15 protein-coding genes are annotated in these 23,459 nt (G+C 45.8%); 2 read left to right on the top strand and 13 right to left on the bottom strand.

What is annotated here, in order from left to right; all coding sequences use genetic code 11:
- Positions 1–23 precede the first annotated feature (23 nt).
- The 13 genes from OC193_RS12815 to hemL form a co-directional block, all read right to left on the bottom strand.
- Positions 24–2,429, bottom strand: coding sequence for a GH36-type glycosyl hydrolase domain-containing protein (locus tag OC193_RS12815; protein ID WP_048664520.1), 2,406 nt, complete (start codon positions 2,427–2,429; stop codon positions 24–26).
- 128 nt (positions 2,430–2,557) lie between these two features.
- Positions 2,558–4,492, bottom strand: a complete 1,935-nt coding sequence (locus OC193_RS12810; protein ID WP_048664521.1) for a beta-N-acetylhexosaminidase — start codon at positions 4,490–4,492, stop codon at positions 2,558–2,560.
- Positions 4,493–4,504: 12 nt separating this feature from the next.
- A complete protein-coding gene (locus OC193_RS12805) occupies positions 4,505–5,389 on the bottom strand; it encodes an N-acetylglucosamine kinase (protein WP_048664522.1) in 885 nt (294 codons plus the stop codon).
- Positions 5,390–5,391: 2 nt separating this feature from the next.
- Positions 5,392–7,113: a glycoside hydrolase family 9 protein gene (locus tag OC193_RS12800; RefSeq protein ID WP_048664523.1), complete on the bottom strand. Its 1,722-nt coding sequence runs from the start codon at positions 7,111–7,113 to the stop codon at positions 5,392–5,394.
- Between the two features lie 98 nt (positions 7,114–7,211).
- Positions 7,212–8,207: an ABC transporter ATP-binding protein gene (locus OC193_RS12795; protein WP_017063264.1), complete on the bottom strand. Its 996-nt coding sequence runs from the start codon at positions 8,205–8,207 to the stop codon at positions 7,212–7,214.
- Between the two features lie 86 nt (positions 8,208–8,293).
- Positions 8,294–9,277, bottom strand: coding sequence for an ABC transporter ATP-binding protein (locus OC193_RS12790; protein ID WP_048664524.1), 984 nt, complete (start codon positions 9,275–9,277; stop codon positions 8,294–8,296).
- Positions 9,278–9,279: 2 nt separating this feature from the next.
- Positions 9,280–10,305: an ABC transporter permease gene (locus OC193_RS12785; RefSeq protein ID WP_017056648.1), complete on the bottom strand. Its 1,026-nt coding sequence runs from the start codon at positions 10,303–10,305 to the stop codon at positions 9,280–9,282.
- A gap of 2 nt (positions 10,306–10,307) precedes the next feature.
- Positions 10,308–11,294, bottom strand: coding sequence for an ABC transporter permease (locus OC193_RS12780; protein ID WP_017633262.1), 987 nt, complete (start codon positions 11,292–11,294; stop codon positions 10,308–10,310).
- A 169-nt stretch (positions 11,295–11,463) separates the two neighbouring features.
- A complete protein-coding gene (locus tag OC193_RS12775) occupies positions 11,464–13,146 on the bottom strand; it encodes an ABC transporter substrate-binding protein (protein WP_017056650.1) in 1,683 nt (560 codons plus the stop codon).
- Positions 13,147–13,857: 711 nt separating this feature from the next.
- The gene (locus OC193_RS12770) at positions 13,858–17,247 is read right to left on the bottom strand and encodes a response regulator (RefSeq protein WP_048664525.1); all 3,390 of its coding nucleotides are present in this window, start codon (positions 17,245–17,247) and stop codon (positions 13,858–13,860) included.
- Between the two features lie 216 nt (positions 17,248–17,463).
- Positions 17,464–18,486 carry a 16S rRNA (guanine(1207)-N(2))-methyltransferase RsmC gene (gene rsmC / locus OC193_RS12765; protein WP_048658170.1) on the bottom strand — a complete coding sequence of 341 codons (1,023 nt, stop codon included), beginning with the start codon at positions 18,484–18,486 and terminating at the stop codon, positions 17,464–17,466.
- 110 nt (positions 18,487–18,596) lie between these two features.
- Entirely contained in the window at positions 18,597–19,682 is a 1,086-nt protein-coding gene (locus OC193_RS12760) for an AI-2E family transporter (RefSeq protein WP_048658169.1), read from the bottom strand.
- A gap of 343 nt (positions 19,683–20,025) precedes the next feature.
- Positions 20,026–21,321 (bottom strand): glutamate-1-semialdehyde 2,1-aminomutase, encoded by a 1,296-nt coding sequence (gene hemL / locus OC193_RS12755; RefSeq protein ID WP_048605689.1) that lies wholly within the window; start codon positions 21,319–21,321, stop codon positions 20,026–20,028.
- A 296-nt stretch (positions 21,322–21,617) separates the two neighbouring features.
- Here hemL and erpA point away from each other — a divergent pair, with 296 nt between their 5' ends.
- Together erpA and OC193_RS12745 are read left to right on the top strand one after the other, a co-directional pair.
- Positions 21,618–21,959, top strand: coding sequence for an iron-sulfur cluster insertion protein ErpA (erpA, locus tag OC193_RS12750; protein WP_004734539.1), 342 nt, complete (start codon positions 21,618–21,620; stop codon positions 21,957–21,959).
- 375 nt (positions 21,960–22,334) lie between these two features.
- Positions 22,335–23,459 carry an efflux RND transporter periplasmic adaptor subunit gene (locus tag OC193_RS12745; RefSeq protein WP_048664526.1) on the top strand — a complete coding sequence of 375 codons (1,125 nt, stop codon included), beginning with the start codon at positions 22,335–22,337 and terminating at the stop codon, positions 23,457–23,459.

Below are 23,459 nucleotides of genomic sequence, written 5' to 3'. Positions count from 1 at the left end.
GAGCTGTTCGTTAAATTGAGTGGCTAGCCTAGAACAACGACAACATCGTTCACGCTGCCTTCTGCTTGTACTGGGATTGCACCTTCAACTGACTCACCATTGATAGTGATAGAAGCAACGCCTTTGCTTACTGCATTCGGGTTCTGTACAGTGATGTTGTATGTCGCACCACGCCATTGACGAGTCACTTCAAACTCTGGCCAATCTGTTGGGATACAAGGATCAACCGTTAAGCCTTCAAAGCCGGTACGAACACCAAGAATGAAGTTAGTTACCGCAAAGTAAGCCCAACCAGAGGTACCCGTTAACCAAGGGTGGTTTGCGCGGCCGTGGTCTTGGTGGTCTTTACCCATGATGAACTGCACGTACGAGTATGGTTCTGCGTAACGTGTTTCAATCATGTCGTTTTGGTTATACGGGTTAAGTGCGTCGTAGAACTTCATCGCACGGTCACCACGGCCAAGTTTTGCTTCTGCTACCCAAGCCCATGGATTCGGGTGAGAGAATATTGCGCCATTCTCTTTTACGCCTTGGTAAACGCGAGTGACGAAGCCGATATCATCATTTGGTGTCGCGAACGATGGAGAGTTTAGGTGCAAGCCGTATTCAGAGAATAGGTTCTCATCCACTGCGTCCATCGCTTTCTCACCGCGCTCTTGAGAAACGGCACCAGACAGAACTGCGAGCGTGTTTGACTCAAGGTGTACACGGCCTTCAGCTTGTTGTGCAGTACCGATCTTGTCGCCATTTTTAGTCAGGCCACGGATGTACCAACCACCCTCGTCATCCCAAAGGTGAGTTTCACACGCTTCGCGTACGTTCGCTGCCATTTCTGTGTATTTCGCAACATCAGCGTTGTTATTACGGAACTTAGCTAAGTCTAAGAATTCTTGCAGAGCCCAGAAGTGTAGGAATGACACCATTGAAGATTCACCGCCACCTAGGTTCAAACAGTCATTCCAGTCAGCACGTAGACCTTTACAAATACCAGTTTGACCCACGTATTCAGCAGAGAAGTTCAGTGCCGCTTTCATGTGTTCGTAGACAGTCGCTTCACCGCCGTCTGCGTATGGAATTACTTCATCAAAGAAGTCATGTTCACCGGTTTCCATCACGTATTTGATGATGGTCGGAACGATCCACAAGTGATCATCAGAACAAGTATCTTCAATACCGTGGATCTTGTCGTCATCTGACGGTGTTGGAACAACCGTTGGTGATTTTGAAGGCTCAACGTCTGCTTTCTCTGGATCGAACCAGTCTGGATCGAATAGGTGTAGACCGTAGCCCGCTTTTACTTGGCCACGAAGCAGGTCGATAATACGTTTCTTGGTCATTTTTGGGTTGGCATGAGGTACTGAAATCGCATCTTGCGCAGTATCGCGGTAGCCAAGACCAGTACGACCCCCAACTTCAATGAATGATGCAAAGCGTGACCAAACTACACAGGTTTCTGCTTGGTACAGTGTCCAAGTGTTGATCATGGTGTCTAAGCCTTCGTTTGGAGACTTAACTTGGAACTTGTTGCAACGCTCGTCCCAGTGATCTTTGATGCCTTGGAAAGCCGCATCTACGTTTGCTGTGTCTTGGTACTTCTCACGTAGGCGCTCACCGTTGCCTTTGCCGATACCTAGTACGTAAGCAAAGCGAACTTCTTCACCCGGTTGAATCGTAAATTGCTTGTGTAGAGAGCCACAGTGGTTGTAACAGGTTTGAGCGCTGTTAGAACATTTACCATTTTCAACTGCTATTGGGTTTGCTTCGTCACGGTACATGCCAAGGAAGTTGTCACGTTGTCCGTCGTAGCTGTCTGGTGAGAAGGTTGACGCTAGGTAGTAGAAGCCTTCAAAGTCGTTAGTGTTGTAGTACAGGTCGTATTCCAACACACCTTCTTGGTAAGACGTGCCAGCAGAGTACAAAGACATCTGGTGGTTCTGGTTGTCCGATTGGATGTGGCTGAACGAGAACTCAACAAATGAGAATGTGCTGATAGTACGTGGCTTATCTGTGTTGTTCTTTAGGACTACGTCCCAAACTTCTGCATCTTCGCCTTTCGGTACGAATAGCGTTTTGGTCGCTGTAATACCGCTGTATTCACATTTGAACTTCGAGTATGACAGGCCGTGACGAACTTCGTAATTCGCTTCATCTAGACTCTTTGCCACAGGCTGCCAAGAGATAGACCAGTAGTCACCTGTCTCATCATCACGCAGGTAAACATAGTGTCCAGGACGGTCAAAAGTGCCGTTTGGACGGAATTTAGTAACACGGTTGTATTCCGGAGAATTGTAGAACGAGTAACCGCCTGCATTGTGCGAAATTACGGTACAAAACTTTTCAGTACCTAGGTAGTTGGTCCAAGGTGCTGGTACATCAGGGCGAGTGATGACGTATTCGCGATTGTCGTTATCGAAATAGCCGTATTTCATTGTCATTTCCTTTTTAACAAACTGCATCTATGCAGCTAATTTTTTAAATAGTGATGCTGAGTTTTATTAGACTGAGCACCTTAATTTGAGTCAGCTATCACTCGGTATGAGTGTGCTGTGGTTTTGTTTTATTCAGTTTTCCAAGGGTTGCGGTAATCAACATTGAGTCTGTCGAGCAGCGGCAAGTGACCCTTTAGGCGAGACAGGTAATCTAGCCAGTTTCGGTTGTTTTTATGTGTCCAACATCCTTCAGCTAAAGCGCTAATTCTTGGGAATACCATGTAATCCATACGCTTTTGGTTGGTGACTATCTCACACCATAGAGCACACTGAATTCCGCGGATCCGCTTACGAATTGGGTCGGTGTCGGATATCTCAGCAAGCGCTTCGTAGGTATAAGCTTGTTCTAATGGGATAACGGCAGCCCAATCTACGCCCGGCTCTTCCGGTGCATAATCTTGGGTCATGTCGAGATAGGTAAATTGTGCAGGTTGCAGAACCACATCAAAGCCTTGGCGAGCGCAGTTCACCGCGGCCTCTTCGCTGAGCCACGAGTAGATGATGGTCTCTTTGCTCACCTTGTCGCCGTGCTGTGCTTCTTCCCAGCCGACCATGCGCTTGCCGAGTTGCTTAAGTTTGTTCTCGGCATAGCGGAAAAGGTGACCTTGCAAGTCTTTGCTGTCTTGGTACTGGTGCTCTTTCATCAGCGCTTGAGCAGCAGGGCTGTTAGTCCACACGCCCGGTGGTACTTCGTCAGCGCCCATGTGAATCAATTCGCTAGGGAATAGCTCTGCGACTTCTTCAATAACCGCATCTAGGAACTGGTAAGTACCCGGCAAGCCTGGGTTTAGCACGTTGTCGTTGTAGTGCTGGATACTCTTGTATTGAGTAGTGTCAGCTTGCTCTACCAACATATCAGGCAGTGATTTGATCGCGGCGCGACAGTGTCCTGGGATATCGATCTCAGGGATAACAGTGATGCTACGCTGCTCTGCGTATTCAATAACTTCGCGAACCTGTTGCTGCGTGTAGAAGCCGCCGTAGTTTTCCGCAATATGGGTATATTGCGCTTCCAGTGCATGGTCAGGACCACGCCAAGCACCGATTTCAGTGAGTTGAGGTAGGCTCTTTATCTCGATTCTCCAACCTTCATCATCAGTTAGGTGCCAATGAAAAACGTTGAACTTGTAGTGCGCCAATTGGTTGATTAAGCGCTTCACTTGTTTCACTGAATGGAAGTGACGAGCGCAGTCCAACATCATGCCACGGTATTTGAAGCGTGGTTGGTCAGCGATTTTGCAACATGGCACAGAGAAACTTTCGGCATCCTGTTGTTGAACCAATTGAATCAGACTTGCCACTGCGTGTGTAAAACCAGATTGGCTGCCTGATTCAACAATTATCTGCTGTTCAGTAATGCGGAGTTTGTATTCGGCTTCGTCTAAAGTCGGGTTACTGCGGAATAGAATATTGTCGCTTTCTTTTGTTGGAAGCTGATTCGAAATCGACAGTTCAAAGGTAGAAAGTAATTCATGTTGCAGCCAAGAGACGGCTTTATCTGCAAGGTGAGATTGAACCTCAATCTTACATTCGCTGTTTAGGGCGAAGCTACCTTGCTTGAATTCGATCTGGTTTGGCTGAGGAATCAATGCAACCTCAGCAGCATTCACTTCAGGTATCTGATTGCGTTCACGGTATGGTGACGCCAGAACAATGGGTGATATAGCAACAGGCAGTACTGAGGTTTCACCTTGGTGATGCGTTTGGATAAAGGCATCGTTTAGACCGTCAGAATAGAAACGGAATGGGGCGCTTTGAATGCTGAATTCAAGGTAATAATGATTGTTCGCTTTTAACACTGACGAACTTGGTTTGAACGAACAAAAGCTGCCAACTTGAGTTAGCTCGCCCTGCGATAAACTCTCTTGAAGGATGAATCGGTCAAACGCAAAATGCAGTGACCAATCTGTTACGTCAAGATCACTTAAGTTATGTACCGTAAGGCCGAATCGGCAGTTATTTTTTTGTTCAGAAAGAACAGCTAAGTCGATGCGATAGTTCATATAACTTCCCTGCTAAGCCTGTTGATACAAGTTGTGTTGTGGTTTTCCGGCAAACATCAATGCGCCTTCAATAGCGTCAAATTGAGGTTCAACGATCCATTGTTGTACTGGTGGTGATAGCCAGTTGAGAATGCGTTCAGCGATACTGCCCATCAGGCATACCTTGTCCGCACCTTGGCGATGAAGTGCTAGCACAAACATTTCGATATCCGCTGCGGTTTGCTTGAGCATCTCGATAGCTAGCTCATCGCCTTCATTAGCGAGTTGAAAAATCACTGGCGAGAATTGACCGTAGTCTTTTGGAATAGCGCCTTTGGACCATTCGACGATGGCATCAACATCATTACCAAAGTGGTTCATCACGTGTTGAGTCAGCGGTGTCTTGTTGCGAATACCATCTTCCGCAAGCAAAACCTGTTGAATCAAGCGAAGGCCCATAACCGCGCCACCACCTTGGTCGGAAATTGGGAATTCACGACCGCCAACGACGTGCTGATCACCATCTTGTAGGTAGATGCCGCATGAGCCAGTTCCACCAATCATGATCGCGCCGTTTTGACCATTGTGAGCGCCAATACAAGCACCATAAGCGTCAGTGTTGAGCGTCATACTTGCGAAAGGGTGTGGTTGAGCCATGAAGTCGAACCATGCCGACTTTTGCTCAGCGCCAGCCAGTGCAAGGCCGACATGCATATTGGAAAAATGATTGGAGTCGAGTTGCCCTTGTTGCGCCGCTTGAGTAATCGCATCAACAATTGAGCTCATCGCAACATCAACACCCAAAAGGATGTTGGCACTGCCGCTTTTCGCTTCACCAATGAGTGTGCCTTGGTCATCGCGAATACGAGCACGACAAGATGTGCCGCCACCATCAATACCTACGTAGTAAAGAGTCATGATTATTGCTCCTTACGCTGTGCTAGGAAATTGAATTGCGCAGCGGTTGCCAATAGGAACCAAGCGCCGTGAGGGATCCATTGCTCGCCCCAGCGCCAGTTTTGGAGCATGTCATCTTTTTGCGCTGGTGGATTGAACGCAATGTCTTGATCATCTTCAAAGCCAGCGGTGATGCCGTTACAGATACCGCCTTTGGCATTGAAAAAACCAAGCTGGGGTAGGTAGTCAGGGTTGTTATGACCATGACCATCAAGCATGCACATGTGGTATGGATTGAGACCTAAAATCCAATCTAGGCTGTTCTGTGAAAGTTGGATTAAACGCTTTTGCAGTTCGCTGTCTTGAATGTGTGGCTGAACTAAGTACGCCATGGTTGCGATTGAACCAAGACGTGCGTTCTCGCCTTGCCACCAGTAGCCAGTTTCGTTCTTCTGAGCGACGAAGAAAGCATCGCGCTTATCACCATCAACATTTTTAACGTACTGTCGTGGGTAGCCAAATGGGTTGGTGACTTTATCGGTGATGTTGATTTCGAACTGACATGCTTGTTCAACAACTGTGCGAGCTTGTTCTCTCAGCTCTGTATCAGTTTCATTGTTGATGTACTCACATAGAGCAATTACTGGAAGGCCAGATTCAGCTGCATGAAAGTATGGGCGAGAGCCATCAGTATTAGCTGACCAGAAGTACTCAAATGAGTCATCTGACTGTTGGCGAGAGGTTAAACGAGTCGCCCAAGTTCTTGCTTCTGAGAGGTATTGTTCGTCTTGTGTGACTCGGTACAGCTCATTGGCTGCGAGTAGGGCGCAATACTCATCAATGATGTTCTCTTCACCATCGTTTAGGTATTGCAGGTTGTACTCTTTGAGATGCCAGTAACCTTTGGTTGCGGTATCAAGATAGGTTTGGCTAGAGTAGCTACCTGAAACCTCGAGCTCAGAAGCTGCGGCTAATGCTGCAATAGCAACACCTGCACCTTGTCGATAGCCTGCTTGTAAGTCTGTTGATTTATGGCCTTCTTGAGTGGCGTACGCGCAGATGTCGCGTTGGTTGATGTCTTTGCTCCACTTGTCGAATACTGTCATGTAGAAGTATCCAGCCGCGTCTTGCATACGAACCAAGAAATCAGCACCGAATAGCGCTTCTTCTGTTAGGCGAGTCATGGAGAATTTAGGGAAGTCTGGATTATCGCTGGTTAAGCGCACGCTTTTGAGCATGTTCCAAACAACCATAGGAATCTGTTGTGGGTTGAGGTAGTTGCCGTAAGACAAGTGGCTAAAGTACTTGCTCACATCACCAGATGCATCGTACCAACCACCATGAACATCGACGTATCTGTCGGTGCCGAGAATTTGTGCTTGTCGATCTTTCTTGTCAAAAGTGCCGCCACAACGTTGAGACTTAAAGTAATGAAGCACATCAGAAAATGTGTGGTTCATTAATAGGTTGCTGCCAATCTCGAAAACTTCTGAGCGTAGGTTATCAAAGCGCAGGTAGTAGCGACCGGATTCGGTAAATGAACTGAAATCGATTGTGAAGAATTGTCCTTGATGCCAGTTTGCTACGCGGCCTTGTTTTACAACATCAAAGTTGCCCACAGTAATATGGTTGTCGGCACACACCAAAAGTGCAGTCGTACTCGATAAACGAGCCTTTTTAGTTTGTAAGATCGCCTGCTTGGGAGCCGAAGATTCGTAGCCAATATGGTTGGTCAATAACAGCATCAATGTTCTCCAAAGGTCCTAGTTTCTTTTGGCTAGGTACCTGAATTGGTTTGGATATGAATAGTTAGGGTCCGCAGACCCTAACTCAGTCTTAATGTTTAGCTTTCGTGTAGGTAACAACGAACAAAGTGGTTATCCGCTAATTGAGTCACACCTGGCAGTTGCTCTTTACACTTGTCCATTGCGTGAGTACAACGACCTGCAAAAGGGCAACCTGCGGATACTGGAGTCCAAAGTGGAATCTCACCTTTGTTACCTGCCAATTGTTCGTGAATCGATTTCTTAGGATCTGGAACCGCAGAAACCAATAGTTGAGTGTAAGGGTGTTGAGGGTTAGCAATAACGTCATCGGTATCGCCCCATTCCACCATATGGCCTACGTACATCACTGAAAGATCCTCAGCAATATAACGAGCCGTAGCGATGTCGTGAGTGATGTAAAGCAGAGACATTTGCTTCTCAAACTTCATCTCTTCCATCAGGTTCAAAACACCAGCACGAATTGAAACGTCCAGCATTGAAGTTGGCTCATCCGCTAGAACAACCTCAGCACCAACCGCGATGTTACGTGCTAGGTTGACACGTTGACGTTGGCCGCCAGACAGCTGGTGAGGGTACTTCTTCGCTGTCTCTTTTGGTGGGATCAGGCCCACTTGCTCTAAAAGATCGTAAACGCGTTCTTCTAGTTCTCTCTTATTGCCCGGAGTTACCTTCTTGTGGATCAGCAGTGGTCGAGCAATGTGGTGGAAGATATTGTGTGTTGGGTTGAGTGAACCAAACGGGTCTTGCCATACCATCTGCACACCCTCACGGTAGTGCATAAGATCTTTTCTGCTTGAGATCTCTTGGATATCGCGGCCTTTGTATTCAATGGTGCCGCCTGAAGGCGCGTACATCTTTGCGATCATTTTTGCTGTTGTTGATTTACCTGAACCAGATTCACCAACGACCGCTAAGCCACGGCTTTTGTACATCTTGAATGACACGTCGTTAATCGCACGCATCATTGGGGTTTGAATGGTGGTACTGCTTATTGGGAAGTCTTTTACGACATTCTTACCTTCTACCAATAATTGACCGAAATCTTTGCTCATAATTGTCTCCAGAATCCTTGTTCGCTTTGCTTGTTTTTAGGCGGTCGAGCCGCCTGTTTAGTTATTCACGCCGAAAAGCGTGCAAGCTATAGCTTCCTTTGTACTATTGGGTCGCCGTACAGGTGGCAGTTAGACAAATGTCCCGGCTCGATAGAACGCAGCTTGGTTGGTACCTTGGTACAGGTTTCATGTACACGGTCACAACGAGCTTGGAAACGACATCCTTCAGGAATCTCTAATAGGTTCAGAGGGTTACCTGGAATACCTGCTAACTTTGTCTTTGGCCCTGTCAGTGGAGGGAAAGAACTTCCCAGCCCTTTGGTGTAAGGGTGGTAAGGGTTTTCTAGGATATCTTGAGAGTTAGCCACCTCGATTAGCTCACCTGAGTACATGATGCCGATGCGGTCAGAGAACTCGACCATCAATGACAAGTCATGGGTGATGAACAGAATAGAGAAGCCAAACTCTTCTTTCAGTGCATAGATCTTTTGTAGGATTTCGCGTTGCACAACCACATCAAGTGCGGTTGTCGGTTCATCCATAATGATTAGCTTTGGATTCAGTGCTAACGCGATAGCAATAACCAAGCGCTGACGCATGCCGCCAGAGAATTGGTGAGGGTAGTCACTCAATCGGCTCGGGTGAATATCTACAATTTCAAGTAGACCTTCAGCACGTTGTTTAGCTTGCTCACGAGTCATGTTGGTGTGACGCATAATTACGTCACAAAACTGCTCTTCCATCGGTAGTACTGGGTTGAGTGCGTTCATCGCACTCTGGAATACCATCGACATTTCGCTCCAACGGAACGCTTGCATACGGTCATCACTGTATTCAAGGATGTTCTCACCGTTGAAGATAACCTCACCACCACTGATGTAAGCGGGCGGCTTATGAAGACGCATCAGAGAGAAAGCGACCGTTGATTTACCACAGCCAGATTCACCAGCTAGGCCGAATACTTCACCTGGAGCGATGTCGAAGCTTACGTTGTTACACGCACGAACATCGCCAGACTCTGTGATGTAATCCACGCATAAGTTGCGGATAGAAATTAGTGGTTCAGACATGATTATTTATCTCCGCTCCAAAGTGCATTTTGTGGTGGTAGTTCTGGTTCACGTTCTTCTTTGTCTTGTGCTGCTAGTTTCTTCCAACGCTTCATGCCTTTGTGAGAACGCAGTTGCGGGTTAGCAATTTCATCGACAGCGAAGTTAAGTAGAGCAAGACCAGTTACAAGTAGTGTCAGTGCGATACACGGAGCCAACAGTTCCCACCAAGCGCCAATCAGCATTGATGAAGAGGTTTGAACGTTGTAAAGCATGATGCCCCAGCTGATTGTGTTCGGGTCACCAAGACCTAGGAACGAGATCGTTGCTTCCATCATGATTGCGTACATCACCGAACCGATGAAGCTTGCGCCAACGATAGAGATAAGGTTTGGCAGAATCTCTACGAAGATGATGCGGAATGAAGATTCACCCAAAACTTCAGCGGCTTTTACAAACTCTTTTTCACGCAGTGCCAAGGTCTGGGAGCGAACAACACGAGCGCCCCAAGCCCAGGACATAAAGCCGATAACCAAGGTTATGGTGAGTGGCCCTGCCTCACCGATAAAGGCTGCTACTACGAACAGTAATGGGTATTGAGGGATTACCAGCATGATGTTCATTGCGGCTGTTAGAACGTCATCGACACGGCCTCCGAAGTAGCCCGCAGAAACACCAATAACAGTGGCGAGTAAACATACGGTTAGACCCGCACCAAAACCTACAGCAAGAGATACGCGTGCGCCGTATACCACTTGAGACCAAACGTCACGACCCATACGAGTTGTGCCTAGTACGTGGTCTGCCTTTTTAGACATGATCAATGTACGACGGTCGTCTGCTAGGTTTTGAGCAACCCAGCCATCAGGGTTAGTTTGGGCAGACTTCACCACGAAACCAGGGTATTCGTGTGGGTTGCCTGTACGCTTGTCTGGTACATGTTTGGTGATTAATGGAGCTGCAATCGCGCCAAGAATAAAAATACTTAGGATGATGACGCCTGTTAGGGCCATCGGGTTACGCCAAATGAGTTTTAGAAAGTCTTTCATGATTATTTACCACCCTTACGAAGACGAGGGTCAAGAACAACGTAAAGCATGTCTGCAACTAGGTTAAAGAACAGCATGAATAGCGTCATGATAAGCAGCTGACCTTGCAGTACTTGGTAGTCACGAGCGTTAATTGCGTTGAAAAGTACGCTGCCAAGACCTGGATAGTTAAAGATGATTTCGATAATTAACTGACCACCGATTGCCATACCTAGCGACATTGAAAGGGCTGTCACACTTGGTAGCATCGCGTTACGAGCTGCGTAGTTGAATACTACTCGGTTTTCGCTCAGGCCTTTGCCTTTCGCCATGGTGATGTAGTCTTCGGCTAATAGGTTGATCATGTTGTTACGCATGTTTACTAGGAAGCCACCAATTTGAACAACAGAAGCACAGAACAATGGTAAGAAGGCGTGGTAAGCGACATCTTTGATGAATGCCCAGCTTGTCCAATCAGGCATGGTACCTGCGGTGTAGGCATAACCGGTTGGGAACCACTTCAAGCCAATTGCAAAGGTAAATAGTGCAATCATCGCGATAACAACTTGAGGAACAGCTTGTAGAATCAGCATCCCTGGCGTTACGAAGGCATCGTATTTACTGCCGCGTTTCCACGCTGCGAAAATACCTAGGATCGAACCAATCGAGAAAGAAAGAATAACTGCGGTGCCGGCTAAGAAAAGCGACCAACCGAATGCTCCACCCAACAGTGTGTTTACAGAAAGTGGGTAGAATTGAATTGATGTACCAAGTTCCCAGCTAAGAATGTTCTTCATGTACGCTACGTATTGAACCAGTAGGCCACCATCAACGAAGCCTAATAGTTCTTTCATTGCAGCAATACGCTCTGGAGTAACTTGTACAGAAGCGTTCGCAAACATCATGGTAACGGGGTCACCAGGCATTGCTCTTGGAATAATAAAGTTTAACGTCGCAGCAACTAATAGCGCGACAAAATAAAATGACAAACGTCTTAAAAAATAACCCATAACTCACACCTTACTCACCCAGATTGTTTCCCTGTTTCTGGATTCAGGTCGCTCCTAGCGAAATTTGGAACGAAAAATCCCCTGACGACTAGCGCCATACTTTCAATTGAGAGTGTGGGGATTTTTATAAGCGGCGTAAGAGGTTACGCCGCAAGGATTGAACGATTACTTATTTAACTGGTTTTAGGTCCAGTACATGAAGTAGACGCTCTGGAATACCAGCCCAAATGTTTGGACGGCCTTTTGGATTTTCTTCGTTCCACCAACCAGTGAAGCGAGTTGTGTTGTATTGGTACATGTAAGCACCAGACATCACAGGGATTGTCACTTGGTCTGCAGCGATGATTTGCTGAATACCGTGTGCAATGTCTAGCTGTTCGTTCTTATCAGCTGTTTTGTAGAAGCTGTTTAGAAGACCATCTAGCTTGTCGTTTTTGTAGAAGTGCATAGCGAAACGAGGCATACCATCACCAGATTGTAGTGATGAGTTGTAAGCACTATTCCAGTACGTGTATGGATCCGCACCGTGGAAGTAGTTTGTGTATGCTACATCGTATGTACCTTCAAGCATTGCTTGGTTGTAAACAGAGAAGTCAGGTGTACGAGCTTTCGCTTTAATACCGATTTCGTTCAGCTGTTCTACCGCTAGTTGAACTGTGTTGTTGAAGTCAGTCCAGCCGTTTGGCGATTGAATCATTAGTTCAAAAGACTTGCCTGATGGAGTGTCAACAAAACCATCTTTGTTTACATCTTTGAAGCCAGCGTCAGCAAGAAGCTTCTTCGCGCCTTCAGCGTTGTATGTGTTGAAGCCTTTGTACTTATCGTGAGTTTTTTCATCAGACCAAGCTTCAAACGCGTAGCCAAGACCCGATGCGAAATCGTTCACAGTACCGCCGCCGTAGAATGCGATGTCGATGATAGTTTGACGGTCAAGAGCCATAGAGAAAGCACGACGGAAATCAACGTTGCTCAATGCTTCATGCTTCGCAGCATCAGGGTGCTTGAAGTTAACGATGAATGCTTGTGTGCCTGCTGGCGGGTACCAGTAGTGGTGTTTAGGGCTAGCTGCTGCGTATGTACGGTCGATATCAGGAACGAAAGAAGACGTCCAGTCCATTTCACTGTTTACAACTTTACCTAGGAATTGGTCGTTGTTCGCAATTTGTGGAACACGTAGACAGTCAACATCTAGGTTGTCTGCATCCCAGTAGTTCGGGTTTGCACACTGGATGTATAGTTGCGCTGTAAACGTATCGATTTCTGTAAATGGACCAGAACCTACCGGATTCTCATTGGTAAACGTTGATGGATCTTTAACGTCTTTCCAGATGTGCTTAGGTACTACAGGTACTTTAGCAATCTCATAAGGTACGTTTGAGTTTGCTTCTGTTAGGGTGAACTTAACTTGGTTGTCGTTCAGTTTTTCTACAGAAGTTACCCAAGAGTTGATACCAGATTGGTCAAGCTCTGGCTTCTCTTTTACAAGGTTGAAAGAAAAAACAACATCATCAGCAGAGAAAGTTTCTCCGTCAGACCATTTAACACCCTTACGAATGTCGAAAACAACGCTCATCAGATCATCTGACATCTTGAAGTTTTCAGCTAGACGGAACACTGGAGTGTTACCGTGCATTTCGTTAAATACTACTAGCGGCTCATACATGAAGTCAGTTGTAGTATGTAGGTTAGTAGCACCAAGGTACGGGTTAAAGTTACGTACGAATGTAGTGTACTCTTTCGGGTGAACTGTCAGTTCACTGCGTTCTGCAGCTGTTGCTACTGATGCAAAACCTGTTGTAGCAGTTGCAATAATTGCTGTTGCTATTGCTGTTTTTTTTATATTGGCAAGCATAGCTGTTCCTTACTATTTGCTTTCATTTCACTAATGGATTGAATGTTATCTGTCGCTAAATTGTTTAGTAGATACACACTCTGGTTAAAGGCCTACCTCTTCTTCGTTGCTCCAGATTCATCGTTGATTCTGAGAAGTGGTAAGAGTGGCCTGTAGGCCTTTGGCAGGAGTAAGAAAACACCTTATCGATGAATTAATCAAACTCGTTTCCCGTCAAAAACGTTAAAATTAGATAATCCCACGTCATTAACGTCAAAATGGGTTGCTTTGGTGGTTTTTTGTGCGTAATTGTTAAGGTGATGTGACTCGCATTTGGTTTTGTGGTAATTGTTGATTGTAAGTGATCACTAACTTTAAAGGCTTTTTATTATAATGCTTTACCATTCGTTGGTATAATTGTAGATCTCGGTCACTTCCCAGTTTTACGTTAAATTTCCCTAGAAAATTAAATCTGCCGTTCTGTTGTGACTCGCTTCTCAAACTGCAACAAAGAGTCGGAGGAATGTGAAATTCAGCCAAGAATAGGGCTCAAAATAGCGATTGGATTCGTGATTGTTTAAGCTTGAGTAACGTGTCATTTTGCTTGTTTAAAGCAGTGAAAAAAGTGTATTTGGATTGACGATATTGTGCTTTGAGTGAGAAAAGTACGTACAAAAAAGCCCACGCTAGGTGGGCTCGATTACTCAAAGTATTGTGATGTTGGTTCAGGGATTAACTGGTCAGTAGTTTCTGTAGCTTATCTCTTAGCATCTCAATATGCGTCCTTTCTGGCGTCTGTTCTTTACAGTGTTCCAGTATGAATTCGATTGAGCTCAGTACCGTTCGCCAGCGAGGCGTTTTCGGTAGCGTTTCTACGCGTAGATATTTGTCTAGCGTTCGCGTTTGTAGCGTACTGCGGTCTAAGTAGACCCGCCACAAACCACTTTTCTCTGCGAAAGCAAATTTGGTTTCACCAGTCACCGATTCCCAGTAGATGATGGCATTTGTCATCGCATCGACCAGTACTTCACGCATCAACTCTTGTTTGTTTTTCCCTTCTCCGGTTGCCTTATCAGCAAGACGCGTAAACTCACCACCAAGCTCTTTCAATTGTTGCAGTTTGTCCTTATCACCTTCAAAGGCATAACTAGAAAGCGCTTCAACCGCTGTTTCAAGGTTATTGATTCGGTTGGAGTTAACACCACCACCGACATTGAAGATATACATGGTGTCGAGCCCAGAACCCTCTGGCAGCTTAAGGATGTCACTTGGTATGCGCTGACGGGTATCGTCAATATAGATGTCGATATCACCACAATAGTGCGCCTGTTCCACCTTAAGGTATTTAGGTGCAATGATCTCGTCGGCCATAGAGCGCTTAAGTTGTTCCTGTCCGCGTCTGAATAGTTTTGCCGCCGCTTCGTTGGCAAAGCGAATACGTTGGTCATCACGAATACAGATGATGGCTTCAGGTGCCGATTCTAGTTGCTCTAATAAGCGCCCTTGAGTTTCTAACAAGTTAGCTTCAACCATAGCTCTGTGTTTGAGCTCGAGTTGCAGTTGGTCATTTTCAAGGCGTCTCTGTTCAGCTTTACTTGCTGATAGATGCGCTGTAATTCGAGCCGCCAGTTCTTGTTTGTTGAACGGTTTAGACAAGTAGTCATTGGCACCTGCTTCGAAACCTCGAACACGGTCTTCTGCCTGGTTGAGTGCCGTTAGCATGATTATTGGCAATTGAGCATGGTCATATTGCTTTCTCAGAGCTTCACAAACCTGATAGCCGCTCATACCTGGCATCATGATATCGAGCAGAAGCAGCTCTGGCTTCTCTTTTTCAATCAGTTCAATGGTTTCCGGACCGTCACATGCAGTACGTACTCGATAACCTTCTAACTTCAAGAAGCTGTCTAATACTCGCAGGTTAACCGGCTCATCATCGGCGATAACCAGTAACGGGCCATCTGGGTTTTCACTGATAACACTGTTTTCTTGTTGGCTGTTATCTATTAAATCGGGCGCTTGGAAGTGCGAGTAATGACCAGATTCGTTGTAACTGTCCAGCTCATCTTGAGTAGCTAGGGGCAGGGTAAAGCTAAACGTAGTGCCAAGCATTGGTTGGCTACTTACGTACAGTGAACCGCCCATTAGCTCGATCAACTGACGACTGATCGATAATCCAAGCCCTGCACCTTGGCGGTAGTTACTCGCATCTTGGCCTGCTTGAATCAATGGTTCAAAGATGTGCTCAAGGTACTCGGCCGGTATACCTTGGCCTGTATCGACAACTTGTACACGAATGTTGTCATCGATAACGCTGGCAGAGATAACGATCTTACCTTCTGAGGTGTACTTGATGGCATTGCCGACCAAGTTATACATCACTTGCTCAAGTCGTTGAGGATCCGATGAAACCAGCCCTAAATCACTTGGGACTTGGTTAATGATGCGGATTGGCTTGTTACCTAACAGGTGATGAGATAGCTCTAATACCAAGCTGGTGGCAGCAGACAAATCAACAGCTGACTTCTTAATGTCTAAGCTGCCATAGCGCATTTTGTGGTAATCAAGTAGATCATCAACCAAGGTTGCTAATCGCTGACCGCTATTGATGATGATATCCAATTGATACTTCTGGTTAGCAGGGATGGGGCCGTTCGCACCGGATATCAGCGCTTCAGCAATACCCACCATGCCATGTAGTGGTGTTCTCAATTCGTGTGAAGTAGTAGCTAGGAACTCATCTTTGAGTTTGTTCGCCAGTTGCAACTCTTCGTTTTGCTTCTGGATTGTCTTAAGGTTGTCTTCAAGTTCATCGTTTTGGTTTTTGATGAGCTGCATTTTTTCACGAATCGAGCGCTGCATTCTCTCGAAGCTCACCGCGAGTCGGCCTATTTCATCTTTGCGTTCGGTATTGATCATGGTTTCATCGAGATCACCCGCAGATACTTTCTCGGCAGCCCACGTCAGTTTGAGTAGTGGGGATGTGATGAAGTTAGACAGATAGTGCGATGCAACGACTACCAGAATGATCGCCGTTAGCATCACGATCACGAAGATCTTTTCTAACTGATGAATACGAGCAAACGCCTCTTTTTCTGGCAGCTCTACGACAAGAGCCCATGTTGCGTATTTCAGCTCAATTGGTGTATATGCTGCGATGATCGCTTGATCTAGGGTGTTGTCGAAGGTGCCAACCGCTGTTTCGCCAGCCAATGCTTTATCGACAACATCTAAGCTCAAGTTGATAGATTCTTGTGAATGAGCAAGGCTACGCGGCAGGTGATCATCACCTACAAGCAGAGTTTGAATATTCGAACTCTTGTTGAGATCCGCAATCAGCTTAGTAATGCCGTTGATAGGTAATCTAAACATCGCGTAACTGTGTAGGTAGCCCTGTTGAACGATAGGTGCACCTAGCCATGCGGTCTGTTTACCGTTCTCGTCTTTAAAGTCCGACACAATAACAGGCGTGTAATCCTCATTAGACTTACGGTGATCGGTGACATCTTTAGCGAGCCGTTGAAAGGTAACGCCTAGGTTTGAATCTTTGTATTTACCTGTCAGCAAGTTAGTGCCGTAATCGTCATTTTTAAAGACGGAGTAAGCAACGTTACCGTTGATATCAACCAATAGAATATCGTCAAAATCGGAGCGTTTAAGCAACTCTAGGTAAGCGTTATGGTAGCGCTTGTGCAGTAGGCGGTAACGCTCACTGCCAATGAAGCTACTGGATTCAGGAAGAATCGATGTTTTGATTTGATCGCCCGATCCTTGAATGTAGCGTTGCTGCGCATTACTGCGTGCTTCGTCAATATCTAACCCTAGACGTTGGAATGCATTGATCAAACCATAGAATCGGCCGCCACTGGCATTGGCTAGTTCAGAGCGAACAAAGCCCATCACTTGGGATTCTTGAGCTTGTAGGTAGTCGACAATCTGTTGCTGCTTAGTATCACGGACTGAAACAAGGTGTGAGGTGCTTTGTTCCTGAAGGTCCTGACTGTGCGATTGAAGGAAAAAGATCGCGATAAGTGTCACTGGGGTAATACTGAGGACAAGAAATGCCAGCATTAGGGTATTTTGAAGGCGCTTAAACTTCTGCTTACGATAAAATCTAAACATAAATTGGGTACTACTTTCCTTTGATGTACTGCTAAAAGGGGCGAAAACAAGTACAGAGAATAGAATTAATGGTTTCCAATTTAACGAAATTAACGAGTTTTTTTACTTTGACAAGTAAGTGGTATTTAAAGCGTGTGCAAAAGCTCACTTTTATAGAGTTTTGATAAAAATATGAACAGACAGCGCAGATAATGACACTGCGCTGTGCTAGAGATGCTACTTACTTGCGTGGTAGATCGCGAATTTGGTGGTCTTATTTAGAGTCGCGCATTTTCCAAACGCTTGCTCAATAATTGGGATGTATTTTAAGAAACTGTTCGCAACAATAATCATCTCACCAGAGCGCTTCAAATGCTTAGGGGCCTGAGCAAGTAAGGTCTCAGTCGCGCTGTAGCTAGTGTCTAAACCAGAATGGAATGGTGGGTTACTGATGATGAATTGGTAGTCTTGTGCTGTATCAGAATAGACATCTGACGCGAAGACTTTACCTGTTAAACTATTTGCTTTCAGTGTGGCTTGGCTTGATGCTACGGCAAATGCACTGATGTCGCACATTTCTAGCTCAATATCTGGGTTACGAGATGCCATTACTGCGCCTAACACGCCTGCACCACAGCCAAAATCCAGTACCTTGCCTTTTAGTCTTGGCAGGGTATCCAATAGAAGTTGGCTACCAACATCGAACTCTCCGTGACTGAAGACGCCTGGAAGGCTTTTTACCGTGAGAGGTTGCTCATCAATGTTAACCGTGTAGGTCTTAAACCAGTCTTGTAAGTTGAACGCTTGTGGTTGCTCGAAGCACTGACCCCAGTAGAAAGAGCAGCGACGTGCTGAATCGTATTTAACGACTTTGCCGTAAGGCGCAAACATCTTCTCGATGCTTTTCACGCCTGAGCGGTTCTCACCAACCACGACGATTTCGGTATCTTTGCCTAGCTTAGCAAATAACATCGCCAACAGAAATTCCGCTTCCGCTTTGGCTTTCGGCCAGTAGAGCATCACTAAGTCAGCTTTGGTCTCTTCGGTAAACTCAGCACCGTAAAAACGTTGGATGCTGCTATAACCTTCAAGCTGACGGTAGTAGCTGTAATTAGAGGTGAACACAGAGACAGATTCACAATGCTTGGCTAATTCAACAGGGAATAAGTCTTCAGCCTCACCGGCAACTAAAACATGTTTGCCTTCAAAGTAGGCAAGTTGGCGCTCAGCAATCTGGCTTGGGGCAATATAAGCTGACATAGGACACTCTATTGAATCGTTAGCAAAAAATGAGGGCGGATTTTCGCATAATCCGCCCAAAGCTTGAAGTGTTTAATACTCGTTCGGCAAGTAAGTGATTGAAGAACGGTTTAACTCTTGTCTTGCTGGTTTAAAAAGTCCTTAAACTCTTCATCGTAGATGTTGAATAGGACGATAGTAATCGCAAAAATCAGCGGGCCGTAGATAAGACCAATTAGGCCAAACAGTTGAATACCCCCCAGTAGTGAGAAGAAAATCATTAGGGTGTTCATGCCTGCGCTGCCTTGCATTAGAAGCGGACGCAGAAGGTTGTCAATTGATCCAACAATTGCCACGCAGTAAACCGTTAGGAAAATTGCCCACGTAGTATCACCAGTTAGGAACAAGTAGGTCGCCGCTGGGATCCAGATTAGTGCTGTTCCCACAACAGGGATGAATGAGGCAAAGCCCATCATAGTGCCCCAGAATAGGCCTGGGAAACCTGCAATCCACATACCTAAACCGCCGGCAAAACCTTGCGCGATTGCTGTTAAGAATGAGCCCATTACTGCTGATTTCGATACTTGTTCTATCTCTGTTAGAAGCTTGTCTTCTTGGCTACGAGATAGCGGAAGAATATGACGAACCACACTGATGATTTTGTCGTGATCTCTTAATAAGAAGAACAGAACAAACAACATCAAGAAGAAGTCCATCAAGAAATTGGTTGCATCACCTAAGATTTTCGCACTAATGCCAACCAGTTTAGAGCCGAAGCTTGTCGCGAACTCACCCACCTTCTGTGCGATGGCTTGTGGTTCAATATTGTCGAAAGGCAGGTAGTTGTTCACGAATGACAGCGCTTTGACCACCAATGGGTGTGCGAACAGAGTTTGAATGCCGCCGTGTGTTACCCATTGGTAGGTGTTCTGAGAGAACAGGGAACCTTGCTGAACAATTGCTGCGAATACTGCCAATAAAGGGATAACAATAATGAAAGTCAGGATGATACAAGACAGCAAAGAGACGATGTTTTCTTTATTAGGTATCTTTTTTTCAAGCCACTCATGGATTGGGAACATCAATAGTGAAATGATAAAGGCCATCACAATTGAGTTAACGTACGGCTCAATAAGCAAGTAACAAGCATAAGCCGCCGCAAGTAGGGCGATGATGATCACCCAGTGGCTGGAATTGATTTTAATTTTTTCTGACACGGTAATGGTCTCTATATTTGCGTTCTGAGTTTATAATGGCTGCAAAACAGAGAGTTAGCAATGAGGAGTTTTGATTATGGGATGCTGTGATAAAGATAAGAAATGCCAAGACGAACAACAGCAAACAAAAAAAGAGATCCCTTGGTTCAGAATGTTCCTGGGTACGCTGATGTTGTTGGTTTTTCTTTTCTGGGAACGTTAGACGTTTTTCGTCAAGTTTTCGAACAAATTGACGCGTAATCTAAGCGGAAATATTCGAGTTTAATTAAGTCGATGCATTAAAAAGGGCTGCGTTAATGCAGCCCTAAATTCAATCGGTTAGCGACTTATAAAGTGCTTTCGATTATTTGCTTTCAGCAGCAATGATAGCAAGAGAACGGTCAGCGGCTTCTAGTGTCGCATCCAGCTCTTTTGAACCATGAGCAAGAGAAGTAAAGCTTGCTTCGAATGCTGAAGGAGCAAGGTAAACACCGTGATCCAGCATTAGGTGGAAGAAGCGCTTGAAGCGTTCTACATCACACTTAGTTACATCTTCGTAGCACGTCACCGTTTCTTGGTCTGTGAAGAAGAAACCAAACATACCACCAACTTGGTGTACTAGCATTGGGATGCCGTGCTTGTCAGCAAGTTGCTTGAAGCCATTCGCTAGCTGCTTAGTTTTTGAAGCTAGACGCTTTTCGTTGCCTTCTTCACGTAGAAGGTTCAAACATGCGTAGCCAGCAGCCATTGCAACAGGGTTACCTGAAAGCGTACCTGCTTGGTAAACTGGGCCTGTAGGAGCGATGTATTGCATTACTTCTTTACGACCACCAAAAGCACCCACAGGCATACCGCCGCCGATCACTTTACCAAGACACGTTAGGTCTGGCTTGATGTTGTAGTAAGCCTGCGCACAGCCTTCAGCAACGCGGAAACCTGTCATTACTTCATCAAAGATTAGCAATGCACCTTCTTGGTCACAGATTTCACGTAGACCTTCGTGGAAGCCCTCTACTGGTGGGATACAGTTCATGTTGCCCGCAACTGGTTCAACGATGATGCACGAGATCTCGCCTTTGTTTGCTGCGAACAGCTCACGTACTGAATCTAGGTTGTTGAAGGTTGCAGTCAGCGTGTGCTTAGCAAAATCAGCTGGAACGCCTGGTGAGCTTGGCTGACCTAAAGTCAGTGCACCAGAACCGGCTTTTACAAGTAGGCTGTCTGCGTGGCCGTGGTAGCAGCCTTCAAACTTAAGAATTTTGTCACGACCAGTGAAGCCACGAGCAAGACGAATCGCACTCATTGTTGCTTCTGTGCCTGAGCTCACCATACGTAGCTGTTCCATTGATGGAACCATCTCAGATACAAGCTCAGCCATTTTGATTTCAGTTTCGGTTGGAGCACCGAAGCTAAGGCCGCGTTGAGCTGCTTCAATAACCGCATCACGGATAACAACGTGGTTGTGACCAAGGATCATTGGACCCCAAGAGCCAACGTAATCGATATATGCTTTACCATCAGCATCAAAAATAAGTGGGCCATCAGCGCGTTCAACGAAGATTGGAGAACCACCTACGCCATTGAATGCACGAACTGGAGAGTTTACGCCACCAGGAATAGTTTGCTGTGCTTTTTCGTACAGCTCTGCTGATTTGGTCATTGATATATCCTCTTTTGACTGTCGGACCAATTGGCACGCATTGTACCTATCCCTAATCCAACTAGGAATGCTTTCGCCCAGATAATCACCCGAATCTGGTTGTTTTGTGTGGTTACACGTTTTAATTGCCAGATATTGACGAGTTTACAACAGTAAAAGGAAGGATCCGGTGGTGAATACTTGAACGTTTCAGTCAGGTATTAGATAATCACCCGAATATAAGAAAATACTCAACAACTATGGTCTCGAATTAGATTTGTATCATGTTGTTTTTGACACAGGTAAGAGAGGTTGTCGTGAGCGAAGTAAATATCCCATTGTCTTTTTCTGATGCAGCAGCTACCCGCGTACAAACGCTAATCGCTGAAGAAGAAAACCCAGAACTAAAACTACGTGTATACATTACAGGTGGTGGTTGTAGTGGTTTCCAATACGGCTTCACATTTGATGAAAAAGTAAATGATGGCGACACTACGATTGTAAATAGCGGTGTAACGCTGGTTGTTGACCCAATGAGCCTACAATACCTTATGGGCGGCATGGTTGATTACACAGAAGGCCTAGAAGGCGCACGCTTCTTTGTGAACAACCCGAACGCTACAACAACATGTGGTTGTGGCGCATCATTCAGCGTATAGCTTGAAAGATAGCTAGAGTTAAAAGACAGCTTTAGCTGAAAGCTACACCAGAAGGTTGTAAACGCCGAACTTATGTTCGGCGTTTTTGTTTTTATATCCCCAAATTTCTCTTCATAACAAAGCTCGGTTCTGAACAAGGCACTTGTTTTTCACGCAGCTTCAAAATTGATAAGACACATTAAGTCATTGCTTTTAAAACCATTCCAACCCTCTATTTTGACATTTTTAGTACACGGCATATTTTTTAAACTGTCGATAGCGTCCAACTTCGTTTGATTTTGGTCTGTTAAGGTTACCTATGTGTATCAGGAAGTTGCACATGACAGTGTTAAGCCATTTAGCGCGCCTTAATCACATCGGACAAAAGGATTTGTTATGCCCACTCTATCTTCTAACTCACCACTTTTTCAGAAACTGAAACAGCCGTGGCTGGTGTCTCTGATTTTAGTGATGTTGTTGTCTATCTGGCTTGGTTTAGGGGGGGGGCAGGCAGAAGAGTCGCCAGAGAAAAAAGCGACAGAAATCCCGTTAGCCAAAGTTTCCTTTCAAACCTTCACCTCATCACCCACCTTTAAAACCATTGATTTATACGGTCGAACGGCACCCGATAGGCATGCTCGATTAGGCGCGGAAGTCGCGGGAAAGATTGTTCGATTGAACGTTGTGAAAGGCGATGCGGTTAAAGCAGGGCAGGCTATTGCTCAGATTGATAAAGGTGACTTGGAAATACAGTTAGAGCGTGCAACGGCTCTGTATCGTTTAAAGCAGAAAGAGTTCAAAGCAGCGCAATCACTGAAGAAAAGAGGTCTGCAAGGTGAGATCGCCTACACCACAGCAGAGGCTTCGTTAACGGAAGCAAAAGCCATGATGCGCAATGCGGAATTGGCTTTAAAGAATACCGTTATTAGCTCGCCTTTTTCGGGTGTGGTTCAAGATTTGATGGTCGAGTTGGGTGACTTTGTTGGGGTTGGCGATCCGGTTGCGGGCGTGATTGACCTTGATCCTTTGGTTATTGAGGCCGATGTCAGTGAACGTCATATCCAGCATTTGTTAGTTAACCAGTCTGCCTTGGTTCGCTTGCTAGGAAGAGAAGAGGCGGAAGGGCGCTTGCGTTATGTGTCTCGAATTTCTTCGGCCTCAACTAATACTTTTCCAATCGAAATTGAAATCGATAACTCTGAAGGCCTACTGCCTGCAGGTGTCAGCGCTGAAGTGAAGCTCAACCTCGAAACAAGGGATGCTATCAAAGTCACACCTGCGATGTTGGCTTTGGATGAGGCGGGTAACCTTGGGGTCAAAACGTTGGTTTCAGTCGATGACTCACCAGTTGTGAAATTTGTCGGTATTCAACTAGTGAAGGCAGAGCAAGATGGTGTGTGGCTCACAGGTTTAGGTCAACGGGTCGATATCATCACCGTCGGACAAGGGTTTGTGCGTGATGGTGATTTGGTGATTGCGGTTGAGCAAGGTGCTGAACTCTCAAACGTAACAACTGAGTAG

The sequence above is a fragment of the Vibrio crassostreae genome (assembly GCF_024347415.1).
Classification (GTDB): Bacteria; Pseudomonadota; Gammaproteobacteria; order Enterobacterales; family Vibrionaceae; genus Vibrio; species Vibrio crassostreae.
This window is presented reverse-complemented; position numbering and strand designations above follow the sequence as displayed.